Source organism: Streptomyces lydicus, from assembly GCF_000717345.1.
Classification (GTDB): Bacteria; Actinomycetota; Actinomycetes; order Streptomycetales; family Streptomycetaceae; genus Streptomyces; species Streptomyces lydicus.
Window position 1 is genome coordinate 226,702 of record NZ_JNZA01000008.1, and the last position, 11,552, is coordinate 238,253.

General features: G+C 71.7%; 10 protein-coding genes. 9 read left to right on the forward strand and 1 reads right to left on the reverse strand.

The genetic code is table 11. The features are described from left to right. Positions 1 to 10 precede the first annotated feature (10 nt). Positions 11 to 739, reverse strand: coding sequence for an N-acetylmuramoyl-L-alanine amidase (locus tag OO62_RS09415; protein WP_033266816.1), 729 nt, complete (start codon positions 737 to 739; stop codon positions 11 to 13). A gap of 45 nt (positions 740 to 784) precedes the next feature. Between OO62_RS09415 and mnmA the strand changes: the two genes are divergently transcribed. From mnmA to ligA, 9 genes are all read left to right on the forward strand, one after another. After that, positions 785 to 1,915, forward strand: coding sequence for a tRNA 2-thiouridine(34) synthase MnmA (mnmA, locus tag OO62_RS09420; RefSeq protein WP_033266817.1), 1,131 nt, complete (start codon positions 785 to 787; stop codon positions 1,913 to 1,915). Between the two features lie 159 nt (positions 1,916 to 2,074). Further along, positions 2,075 to 2,872, forward strand: coding sequence for a VC0807 family protein (locus OO62_RS09425; protein WP_228332541.1), 798 nt, complete (start codon positions 2,075 to 2,077; stop codon positions 2,870 to 2,872). A 351-nt stretch (positions 2,873 to 3,223) separates the two neighbouring features. Further along, a complete protein-coding gene (gene gdhA / locus OO62_RS09430) occupies positions 3,224 to 4,600 on the forward strand; it encodes an NADP-specific glutamate dehydrogenase (protein ID WP_033266818.1) in 1,377 nt (458 codons plus the stop codon). Positions 4,601 to 4,757: 157 nt separating this feature from the next. Then, entirely contained in the window at positions 4,758 to 5,300 is a 543-nt protein-coding gene (locus OO62_RS09435) for an LOG family protein (RefSeq protein WP_033266819.1), read from the forward strand. A 73-nt stretch (positions 5,301 to 5,373) separates the two neighbouring features. Continuing rightward, on the forward strand, positions 5,374 to 6,063 hold the full coding sequence (locus tag OO62_RS09440; protein WP_033266820.1) for an SDR family oxidoreductase: 690 nt from the start codon (positions 5,374 to 5,376) through the stop codon (positions 6,061 to 6,063). A gap of 127 nt (positions 6,064 to 6,190) precedes the next feature. Continuing rightward, on the forward strand, positions 6,191 to 6,568 hold the full coding sequence (locus OO62_RS09445) for a MarR family winged helix-turn-helix transcriptional regulator (protein WP_033266821.1): 378 nt from the start codon (positions 6,191 to 6,193) through the stop codon (positions 6,566 to 6,568). Between the two features lie 158 nt (positions 6,569 to 6,726). Beyond that, positions 6,727 to 8,139: an MFS transporter gene (locus OO62_RS09450; RefSeq protein ID WP_078617085.1), complete on the forward strand. Its 1,413-nt coding sequence runs from the start codon at positions 6,727 to 6,729 to the stop codon at positions 8,137 to 8,139. 112 nt (positions 8,140 to 8,251) lie between these two features. Beyond that, positions 8,252 to 9,265: a methionine synthase gene (locus tag OO62_RS09455; RefSeq protein ID WP_033266822.1), complete on the forward strand. Its 1,014-nt coding sequence runs from the start codon at positions 8,252 to 8,254 to the stop codon at positions 9,263 to 9,265. A 30-nt stretch (positions 9,266 to 9,295) separates the two neighbouring features. Continuing rightward, positions 9,296 to 11,512 (forward strand): NAD-dependent DNA ligase LigA, encoded by a 2,217-nt coding sequence (gene ligA / locus OO62_RS09460; protein ID WP_033266952.1) that lies wholly within the window; start codon positions 9,296 to 9,298, stop codon positions 11,510 to 11,512. Positions 11,513 to 11,552 lie beyond the last annotated feature (40 nt).

Consider the following 11,552-nt stretch of genomic DNA (forward strand, 5'->3'; position numbering starts at 1 on the left):
GCGGCGCCCCTCAGGACTTCGCGGGCCGCCGTCCGGGCCCGCGCAGCTCCGCCCGGACGAGCCGCAGATAGCGGTCCCAGTCCCAGTGCGGCCCCGGGTCGGTGTGATCCGTCCCGGGGACCTCCACATGGCCCACGACGTGCTCCCGGTCGGCCGGGAAGCCGTACCGCCGGCAGATGTCCGCGGTCAGCGCCGCCGACGACGCGTACATGGCATCCGTGAACGACTCCGGCCGGTCCACGAACCCCTCGTGCTCGATCCCCACGCTCCGCTCGTTGTACGCCCGGTTGCCCGCGTGGAACGCCACGTCCAGCTCCCGCACCGCCTGGGCGATCCGCCCGTCCGCGCGCACGACGTAGTGGGCGGCGGCCTCGTGGGCCGGGTCCTTGAACACCCGCAGCGCGCTCGCGTAGCTGCCCTGGACGACATGGACGACCACCCGGTCGATGTCGTAGTCCGCGGGCCGGTCCGCCCGCCGGTAGTTCTCCGGGGACGCCGCCACCCACCGCGCGCCCCGGTGGTCGACCTCGCCCGGCTTGCGCGGCTTGTCGTTCCCCGGCAGCTGCCACCACCAGTGCCGCAGCTCGTCCCGGGCCGCCAGCCCCACGGCCCCGGCGGCCAGCAGCCCGCCGCCGACCCACAGCGCCCGCCGCCGGGTGAGCGTCGCCGCGCCCTCCGGCTCACCGCTCGCGCCGTCCCCGTCGACCGTCTCCCCAGCCCTCTTCCCCATGCGCTGCATAACGCTTTCCGCCCTGTCGGCGGTTCCGTCTACTCTGGACGGGCTATGACTGATGACGCCCCCCGCCGCCTCCGCGTACTCGCCGCCATGTCCGGCGGTGTCGACTCCGCCGTCGCCGCCGCCCGCGCCGCCGAGGCCGGCCATGACGTGACCGGCGTGCATCTCGCGCTCTCCGAGAACCCGAAGTCGTTCCGCACGGGCGCCCGCGGGTGCTGCACGATCGAGGACTCGCACGACGCCCGGCGCGCCGCCGACGTCATCGGCATCCCGTTCTACGTCTGGGACCTCGCCGAACGCTTCCGCGAGGACGTCGTCGACGACTTCATCGCCGAGTACGAGGCCGGACGCACCCCGAACCCCTGCCTGCGCTGCAACGAGAAGATCAAGTTCGCCGCCCTCCTCGACAAGGCCCTGGCCCTGGGCTTCGACGCGGTGTGCACCGGCCACTACGCCACCGTCGTCGTCACCGAGGACGGCACCCGCGAGCTGCACCGCGCCACCGACATGGCCAAGGACCAGTCCTACGTCCTCGGCGTCCTCGACGACCGCCAGCTGGCGCACGCCATGTTCCCGCTCGGTGACACCCGCACCACCAAGGCCGAGATCCGCGAAGAGGCGGCCCGCCGCGGCCTGTTCGTCGCCAAGAAGCCGGACAGCCACGACATCTGCTTCATCGCCGACGGCGACACCCAGGGCTTTCTCGCCAAGCGGCTGGGCGCCGCCCAGGGCGACATCGTCGACGAGGCCGGCAACCGCCTCGGCACGCACGAGGGCGCGTACGGCTACACGATCGGCCAGCGCAAGGGCCTGCGCATCGGCCACCCGGCCCCCGACGGCAAGCCGCGCTACGTCCTCGACATCTCCCCGGTGGACAACACCGTCACCGTCGGCCCCGTCGAATCCCTCGACGTCACGGCCCTGACCGCCATCCGCCCCCGCTGGTGCGGCCGCCCCCCGACGGCCGGCCCCGCCGACTACACCGCCCAGCTCCGCGCCCACGGCGGCGAGACCGAGGTCACCGCCGAGCTGACCGACGACGGCGAACTCCTGGTGACCTTCACCGAGCCCGTCCGCGGCGTGGCACCCGGCCAGGCGATCGTCCTCTACGACGGCACCCGGGTGGTCGGCTCGGCGACGATCGCCACCACGGAACGCCGGGTGCGGGCCGGGGCGTAAGCCGCTCCTCGGTGCCGCGCCGGCGCGCGGCACTGACAAATGTCATGGCGAAGCCGGGACAGTCGGCGCTGCACACGGGCCGGACGATGAACGAAGCTCAAGGGGTCGGAAAACCCGACACCGAGCAGCAGTTCACCGTCCGACCTGGGGGAGTACGCCGTGAGCCAGCACCAGACCGCCGCCGAGGGCACACCGGGCAACCCGCTCGTGCAGAGCCTGGTGCCACTGATCGTGGACGCGGGGATCCCGATCGCCTCGTACTTCGTCCTCAGTGACGGTTTCGGTCTCGGCACGGTCGCCGCGCTCGGCTGGAGCAGCGTGGTCCCGGCGCTGCGTACGGTGTGGGGCCTGGTGCGCAGCCGCGCCGTCAACGGCCTCGCGCTGCTGATGCTGGTCGTGAACGTCGTCGGCCTGGCCACGAGCGTGGTGGCCGGCGACGCCCGGCTGATGATGGCCAAGGACAGCGCGGTGAGCAGCACCGTCGGGATCGTGATCCTGCTGTCGCTGCGGTCCCGCCGGCCGCTGATGACCGCGGGGCTCAAGCCGTGGGTCACCAAGGGCAGCCCGGTCGGGAACGCGGCCTGGGACCGGCTGCTGGCGAGCTCCGAGCGGTTCCGGCGGGCCGAGCGCCGCTTCTCGGCGATCTGGGGCGGCGCGCTGCTGACCGAGTGCGTGCTCAAGGTCATCGGCGCCTACACCCTGCCGGTGCACACCATGGTCTGGCTGGGCACGGTGCTGACCGTGGTGTTCATCCTGCTGGCGATGGTCATCGCCGGGGGCAGCTGCGCCGAGCCGATGGAGAAGATGGTCAAGGCCGAGAGCGAGCGCGCGGCCGGCACCGCGTCCGGGGCGGCGGGCACCGCGTACGACGCGAAGGACACGTCGTACGACGAAACGGGCACGGCGCACGACGTGCCGGAAACCGCCCACCCGGCCGCGGCGGGTTCGGCCGGCTGAGTGACGGCGGCGGCGCCGTCGCGCTGTGAGCTGCCGCACAGGGCGCACCTTGGACGCGCGCCGCTCGATCGCCCGCAGATCGCCGCTGACCTGCGGCTATGCGGAGGGGGAGTGGTCGGGCGGGGGCGCCGGCGGAGAAGGCGGGAGTGCACAGAGGAGCGGGGTGTCGCTCATCCCACAGTCGACAGGGGCGGGCCGCCGCATAGGGTCTGCGCAGCGAACGGACGTCGAAGGCGCTTGCGCGAGGGACCGGTGACGCCCAGGGCCCGAGGGCTGTTCAAGGACGTATGAGGAGACGTCACGGTCCGGACCGAGGGTGGCCTTTCCTCGGCGACGAAGGGAACGGAAGTCATGTCGACTGTGCAATCTGAGGTCAATCCGGGCGTTCATACCGCCGGGCCGGCATCCCTGTACGCGGAGCTGGTCCGGCGGAATCCCGGGGAGCCGGAGTTCCACCAGGCGGCCCTGGAGGTGCTGGAAACGCTGGCCCCCGTGCTGGCCGCCCGCCCGGAGTTCGCCGAGGCGAAGATCCTGGAGCGGATCTGTGAGCCGGAGCGGCAGATCATGTTCCGGGTGCCCTGGCAGGACGACTCCGGGGCGGTCCACGTCAACCGCGGCTTCCGGGTGGAGTTCAACAGCGCGCTCGGCCCCTACAAGGGCGGGCTGCGCTTCCACGCGTCGGTGAACCTCGGCATCGTGAAGTTCCTCGGCTTCGAGCAGATCTTCAAGAACGCCCTGACCGGGCTGAACATCGGCGGCGGCAAGGGCGGCAGCGACTTCGACCCGCACGGCAGGTCGGACGCGGAGGTGATGCGCTTCTGCCAGTCGTTCATGACCGAGCTGCACCGCCACCTCGGCGAGCACACGGACGTACCGGCGGGGGACATCGGCGTCGGCGGCCGCGAGATCGGCTACCTCTTCGGCCAGTACCGGCGGATCACCAACCGCTGGGAGGCCGGTGTGCTCACCGGCAAGGGCCTGTCCTGGGGCGGCTCCAAGGCCCGTACGGAGGCCACCGGTTACGGCAATGTGCTGTTCACGGAGGAGATGCTCAAGCAGCGCGGTGAGGAGCTCGACGGGCAGCAGGTCGTGGTCTCCGGCTCCGGCAACGTCGCGATCTACACCATCGAGAAGGCACAGGCACTCGGCGCCCACGTGCTGACCTGCTCGGACTCCGGCGGCTACGTCGTCGACGAGAAGGGCATCGACCTGGCGCTGCTGCGGCAGATCAAGGAGGTCGAGCGCGGCCGGATCAGCGAGTACGCCGAGCGGCGCGGGGTGTCGGCCACGTACGTGCCCGGCGGGCGGGTGTGGGACGTGCCGTGCGAGGTGGCGCTCCCGTCGGCGACCCAGAACGAGCTGGACGCGGACGCCGCCCGGATCCTGATCCGCAACGGCGTCACGGCGGTCTCCGAGGGCGCCAACATGCCGACCACGCCGGACGCGGTGGCGCTCTTCAAGGAGGCCGGCGTGGCCTTCGGCCCGGGCAAGGCGGCCAACGCCGGCGGCGTGGCGACCAGCGCGCTGGAGATGCGGCAGAACTCCGCGCGCGAGACCTGGTCCTTCGAGCGCACCGAGGGCGAACTGGCGGCGATCATGCGTGACATCCACCGCACCTGCTACGAAACCGCCGAACGCTTCGGCCTCCCGGGCGACTACGTCGCGGGCGCCAACATCGCCGGCTTCGAACGGGTCGCGGACGCGATGCTGAACCAGGGCCTGATCTGAACCAGGGCCTGATCCGAGGCGGGGCCTGATCCGAGGCGGGGGCGATCCGAGCGGGCTGGGGCCCGTGGGCCCCGGGGGCTGATCCCGGGGCCCGGCGGCCCGGCTCGTCAGGTGTGCGGTCGTCCTCCGCGCCGGCCCGGCTCGTAAGGTGAGTCGCATGAATATCTGCGTGTTCTGTTCCGCCGCCGACCTCGACGACCGTTATGTCGTCCCCGCCCGCGAGTTCGCCGAGCTGATCGGCAAGGGCGGGCATGCGCTGGTCTGGGGCGGCTCGGACACCGGGCTGATGAAGGTCATGGCCGACGGGGTGCAGGAGGCCGGCGGCAAGCTGATCGGTGTCTCCGTGGAGTTCCTGGCGCACAAGGCGCGCGCGGGCGCCGACGAGATGGTCGTCACCAAGGACCTCGCCGAGCGGAAGGCGCAGATGCTGGCGCGCGCCGACGCCATCGTGATCATGGTGGGCGGAACGGGCACGCTGGACGAGGCCACCGAGATGCTGGAGCTGCGCAAGCACGGGCTGCACACCAAGCCGGTGGTGCTGCTGAACACCGCCGGTTTCTACGACGGTCTGCGGCAGCAGTTCCAGCGGATGGAGGCAGAGGGCTTCCTGCCGCTGCCGCTGACCGACCTGGTGTTCTTCGCGGCGGACGGCATCGGCGCGCTGGCCTACCTGGAGGAGCGGGCGGGCGTACAGGGCTGAGCCGCCCGGCCCCGGCCCGCCTGTGGCCCCTGCCCTCGTCCTTCTCCCCCGTGTGCTCGTTAGGATCGGCCCCATGGGTACGCACTTGATCACCGGGGCAGGTTCGGGCATCGGAGCGGCGGTCGCGCGGCGGCTCGCGGAGCGCGGGGAGGACCTGTGGCTGCTGGCGCGCAACGCGGTCCGGGCCAAGGCGCTCGCCGAGCAGTTCCCCGGCGCCCGCACGCTCGTCGGTGACCTCGGCACCCCCGAGAAGCTGTCCTGGGCGCTCGGGCACCAGCCGCTCCCGGACCGTATCGACACCCTGCACCACATCGCCGGCGTCATCGAACTGGGCGCGGTCGGCGACCTGCCGGCCAAGGCGTGGCAGCGGCAGCTCGCCGCCAACCTCGTCGCGCCCGCCGAACTCACCAGGCTGCTGCTCCCGCTGGTGCGGGCCGCCAAGGGCCACGTCGTCTTCGTCAACTCGGGCGCGGGGCTGCACGCGCACGCCAACTGGAGCGCGTACGCCGCGAGCAAGCACGGGCTGAAGGCGCTGGCCGACTCGCTGCGGGCGGAGGAGCACGACAACGGCGTCCGGGTGACGTCGGTCTACCCGGGGCGCACCGCCACGCCGATGCAGGAGAGCACCCACCAGCAGGAGGGCAAGGAGTACGACGCGTCCCGCTGGATCGACCCCGAGTCGGTCGCGACGGCCATCATCACCGCCATCGACCTGCCGCGGGACGCGGAGATCAACGATGTCTCGGTGCGGCCGGGCCGCTGAGGCGCCGCGGTGGGGCGCCCACAGCCGTCCGCTGCTCCGCGCCGCGGCGACGTACGCTGCATGAGTGACCACTGAAGCGAAGTCGACCGCGGCGGCCGGGTGCGGGTTCCGGGAGATCCGGGGGCTGGTGACCGAACTGAGCCGCCGGCTGGACGCCCATCAGCGCAGCCGGATCGCCGAGCTGGATCTGACGCCGACGCAGGCCAAGGCGCTGGAGGAGCTCGGCGAGCCGAAGACCGCGCGGGAGCTGGCCGCGGTGCTGTGCTGCGAGCCGCCGAACGTCACCTATGTCATCTCCAAGCTGGAGAAGCAGGGCATGGTCATACGTCAGCCGCATCCGCTGGACGGGCGCGCCAAGCAGCTCGTACTGACCGAGGCGGGGCGGGAGTTGCGGCTCGATCTGCTGCGCCGGATGGGTACGGCGTCACCGCTGGACCATCTCTCGCACGAGGAACGCGCCGCGCTGCGCGACGACCTGCTGAAGGCGCTGGGCCGGGCCGGCTGAACTCTGCCCGCGCGGCCCCTGGCTGACTCCTGCCCGCGCGGCCCGGTCCGTTGCGGGGATTCGTGTCCCACCCTTCCCCTCCGGGGTTTCGTATGCGTTCAGTAAAGTTATAGCTGTAACTATTGCCCGCCGTGATGGATACAGCTTTAACTAAATCCATGATCACTCAGAAGGCCGCGCCGCACGCGGTCGCAAGCGTGGCGCAGACCCCGTCGGACCGGCACCAGCAGCCCCGGGGCGGGCTCCAACTCCTCGTCCTGGCACTCGGTTTCGTGATGGCGAGCCTGGACACCGGCATCATGAACGTCGCCGCGAACGCCCTGCGTGCCCGGCTCGGGCTGAGCATGTCCGGCCTCACCTGGGTCGTCGACGGCTATGTCCTCGCCTTCGCCGCGCTGCTGCTGCTCGCCGGCTCGCTGGCCAAGCGGTTCGGGGCGCGCCGGATCTACCTCATCGGGCTCGCCGCCTTCACCGCCGCCTCGCTGCTGGGTGCCGCCGCGCCGAACGGCGACGTCCTGGTGGCGGCCCGCTTCGCGCAGGGCGTGGGCGCGGCGCTGTTCATGCCCAGCTCGCTGTCGCTGCTGATGAACGCGTTCCCGGAGCCGGCCCGCCGGGCGAAGATCCTCGGGATCTGGTCGGCGATCGTCTCCACGTCCGTAGCGCTCGCGCCGACCCTCGGCGGCCTCCTGGTGGGCACCCTCGGCTGGCGCTCCATCTTCCTGGTCAACCTGCCCATCGGCCTCGTGGGGCTGCTGCTCACCCGGCGGGTCGTCGCGGCCGTCCCGGGCCGGGGCTCGGCGCTCGGCGGCGGCGGTCATGTCCTGGGCCTGCTCGCCCTCGGATCGCTGAGCTACGCCCTCATCGAGGGACCGGACCAGGGGTGGTCCGCGCCGTCCGTCCTGGGCGCGTTCGCGGTCACGGTGGCCGCGGCGGCCGGGTTCGTGCTCCGCGAACGGACCTCCCGTTCGCCGATCCTGCCGGTCTCGCTCTTCGCGGACGGCAGCTTCTCCGCGGCCAATACGGTCGGCTTCCTCTTCAATTTCGCCTTCTACGGCGCCCTGTTCGTCCTCGGCCTGTTCCTCCAGACCGCGCGCGGCGCGAGCCCGGTGACGGCCGGGCTCCAGATGCTGCCGGCCGTCCTGGTCATCCCGTTCGGCAACATGCTCTACGCCCGGATCGGGCTGCGCATCGGCAACCGGGCCGCGCTGGCGGGGTCGCTGGCGGTCTCCGCCGCCGGGTACGTCCTGTTGTTCCTGATCCTCGCGCCCGGCCTGCCGTACTGGACGATCGCGGTGCTCCTCGCCGCCACCAACCTCGGCAGCGGGATCAGCTCCCCGGCGCTGACCGGTGTCCTGATGGAGGCCGCCGGACGCGAGCACGCCGACATCGGCAGCGCGACCCTCAACGCCAACCGCCAGATCGGCTCCCTGGTCGGCATCGCCGGGATGGGCGCGGTGCTGACCGCGGCGGGCGGCGGCTACCAGGGTGCGGGGTACGCCTTCGCGCTGACGGCGCTCGCACTGGCGGCCGCGGCCCTGACCGGCTGGCTGGGCGTACGCGGCCGGGGGTGACGGGGCGCCGGTCAGTCGGGCGGCGACGGGCCGGGCGCCGGCCGGGGCGACAGGGTGTTCGGCGGCCGGACGGGGTGGGCGTCCCCGCCCCGTCGCCGCATACCCTTCCTGGGTGAGCGAGAACAGCACGCAGAAGTGGCCCGCGGGCGCCGCGACCGGCATCGGGTCGATGCCGGGCGGCGATGCGCGCGAGGCGGCGAAGACCGTCACCGGATCGCTGGAGACCTTCCCGTATCTGCCGGAGCTCCCGGCCCGGGGGCCCGGCGCCGACATGATCGGACGCACCCTCGGGATGCTCGTCGAGGTCTACGGCCATGTGGAGCCGAGCGGCTGGCGGATCAGCGACCGGCCCGGCCGCGACACCCGGCGCGCCCACTCCTGGCTCGGCGAGGACCTCGACGCCCTGGAGGAGTTCACCCAGGGATACGAGGGGCCGCTGAAGGTCTCCGCCGTCGGCCCGTGGACCCTGGCCACCGCCCTGGAACTGCGCAACGGCGAGGCGGCCCTCAGCGACCCCGGGGCCTGCCGGGACCTCGCGGGGTCCCTGGCGGAGGGGCTGCGCGGCCATCTCGCCGACGTACGGCGGCGGGTACCGGGCGCCCAGGTCGTGCTGCAGCTCGACGAGCCGTCGCTGACCGCGGTGCTGCAGGGGCGGGTGAAGAGCGCGAGCGGCTACCGCACCCACCGGGCCGTGGACCGCGCGGTCGTCGAGGGCGCGCTGCGTGATCTCGTCGCGGTCGCGGACGGCGGCCCCGTGGTCGTCCACTCCTGCGCGCCCGAGGTGCCGTTCGCGCTGCTGCGGCGGTCCGGCGTCACGGGCATCTCGTTCGATTTCGCGCTGCTCACCGAGCGTGAGGAGGAGGCGATCGGCGAGGCGGTCGAAGGCGGTACGGCGCTGTTCGCGGGCGTGGTGCCGGGCGTGGACGGCCGATTGTCAGACCCTGCCGGTAGCGTCATGGGTGTCAGGACGCTGTGGCGCAGGCTGGGGCTGACGCCGGGGACTCTCAGCGAGTCCGTGGTCATCACCCCTTCGTGCGGGCTGGCGGGCGCTTCGCCCGGCTATGCCCGTTCGGTTCTCGCCCACTGCGTCCGGGCGGCGAGATCACTCGCAGACAACCCTGAGTGACCGCACTCGAGGACAACGGGAGGAATGACGGTGGCTGGCGAACAGCACGCAGCGGAGTCCACGGTGCCCGCGGCGGCGCGGGAGGAGCACGCGCAGCTCGCTGAGCAGATCGAGGAGCACCGCTTCCGCTATTACGTGAAGGACGCCCCGATCGTCAGCGATGCGGAGTTCGACAAGCTGCTGCGGTCGCTGGAGGCCCTGGAGGAGCAGTACCCCGAGCTGCGCACCCCGGACTCGCCGACCCAGAAGGTCGCCGGCGCGTACGCCACGGACTTCACCGAGGTCGAGCACCGCGAGCGGATGCTCTCGCTCGACAACGCCTTCGACGACGAGGAGCTGGCGGCCTGGGCCGAGCGCCTCGCCGGTGAGCTGGGCGGCGACCCCAGGAGCGCCGGGTACCACTTCCTGTGCGAGCTGAAGGTCGACGGCCTCGCCGTCAACCTCACCTACGAGAAGGGCCGGCTGACCCGCGCCGCCACCCGGGGCGACGGCCGGACGGGCGAGGACATCACGCCCAACGTCCGCACCATCACCGAGATCCCGCAGCGCCTCAAGGGCGACCGGGTCCCGGACCTGGTCGAGGTGCGCGGCGAGGTCTACTTCCCGATGGAGAAGTTCCTCGAACTCAACGAGCGGCTGGTCGCCGACGGGAAGCCGCCGTTCGCCAACCCCCGTAACGCCGCGGCCGGTTCGCTGCGCCAGAAGGACCCCAAGGTCACCGCCGGCCGCCCGCTGCACATGGTCGTGCACGGCCTCGGCGCCCGCGACGGCCTGGAGATCGGCCGCCTCTCGGAGGCGTACGACCTGCTCAAGGAGTGGGGCCTGCCGACGGCCACGCACAACAGGGTCGTCGATTCCCTGGCGGAGGTGCGGGACTTCATCGCGCACTACGGCGACGCCGACACCCGCCGCACGGCCGTGGAGCACGAGATCGACGGTGTCGTCGTCAAGCTGGACGAGATCCGGCTCCAGGGACGGCTGGGCTCCACCTCCCGGGCGCCGCGCTGGGCGATCGCCTGGAAGTACCCGCCGGAGGAGGTCAACACCAAGCTGGTCGACATCCGCGTCGGCGTCGGGCGCACGGGCCGGGTCACGCCGTACGCCGTGGTCCATCCGGTGACGGTGGCGGGGTCCGAGGTGGAGTTCGCGACCCTGCACAACCAGGACGTGGTCAAGGCCAAGGGCGTGTTCATCGGGGACACCGTGGTGATCCGCAAGGCCGGTGACGTCATTCCGGAGATCCTGGGGCCGGTCGTCGATCTGCGGGACGGCAGCGAGCGGGAGTTCGTGATGCCGGCGGAGTGCCCCGAGTGCGGGACGGCGCTGCAGCCCGCCAAGGAGGGCGACATCGACCTGCGATGCCCCAACGCCCGTTCCTGCCCCGCCCAGATCCGCGAGCGGCTGTTCTATCTGGCCGGGCGCAAGTGCCTGGACATCGAGAACTTCGGCTATGTCGCGGCCACCGCCCTGAGCCAGCCGCTGGAGCCGGCCGAGCCGCCGCTGAAGGACGAAGGGGATCTTTTCGGCCTCTCCATCGAGCAGCTGCTGCCCATCAAGTCCTATGTGCTCGACCCCGACTCCGGTCTGCCCAAGCGCGATCCCAAGACCGGTGAGGAGAAGATCGTCACCTTCTTCGCGAACCAGAAGGGCGAACCGAAGAAGAACGCCCTGGCGATGCTGGAGAACATCCAGGCGGCCAAGGCGCGCCCGCTCGCCCGGATCCTGACCGGTCTGTCGATCCGGCACGTGGGCCCGGTGGCGGCCGAGGCGCTGGCGCGGGAGTTCCGCTCCATCGACCGCATCCGGGACGCGGACGAGGCGGAGCTGGCCGCCGTGGACGGCGTCGGCCCCACCATCGCCGCCTCGTTGAAGCAGTGGTTCGCCGTCGACTGGCACCAGCAGATCATCGAGAAGTGGCGGGCCGCCGGTGTCCGGACGGAGGAGGAGCAAACGGGTGAAGAGGGACCGCGCACGCTGGAAGGCGTCACCGTCGTCGTAACGGGCACACTTCAGTCACACACCAGAGATGGCGCGAAAGAGGCCCTCCAGAAGCTCGGAGCGAAGGTGACCGGTTCCGTTTCGAAGAAGACCGGTTTCGTAGTGGTGGGCGACAACCCCGGCTCGAAGTACGACAAGGCCATGCAGTTGAAGGTCCCCGTCCTGGACGATGACGGCTTTGCAGTGCTGCTGGAACAGGGTCCCGAGGCGGCACGAGCGGTAGCTGTCACTCCGCCTGAGGAGGAGTGAGGTGTCACCCCATCGGCGCATACCAGATTGATCCCGGACG

Excerpts from the sequence above, each read along its gene's own strand:
- OO62_RS09415 (WP_033266816.1), bottom strand. The coding sequence starts at position 739 with ATGCAGCGCATGGGGAAGAGGGCTGGGGAGACGGTCGACGGGGACGGC.
- mnmA (WP_033266817.1), top strand. The coding sequence starts at position 785 with ATGACTGATGACGCCCCCCGCCGCCTCCGCGTACTCGCCGCCATGTCC.
- gdhA (WP_033266818.1), top strand. The coding sequence starts at position 3,224 with ATGTCGACTGTGCAATCTGAGGTCAATCCGGGCGTTCATACCGCCGGG.
- OO62_RS09435 (WP_033266819.1), top strand. The coding sequence starts at position 4,758 with ATGAATATCTGCGTGTTCTGTTCCGCCGCCGACCTCGACGACCGTTAT.
- OO62_RS09440 (WP_033266820.1), top strand. The coding sequence starts at position 5,374 with ATGGGTACGCACTTGATCACCGGGGCAGGTTCGGGCATCGGAGCGGCG.
- OO62_RS09450 (WP_078617085.1), top strand. The coding sequence starts at position 6,727 with ATGATCACTCAGAAGGCCGCGCCGCACGCGGTCGCAAGCGTGGCGCAG.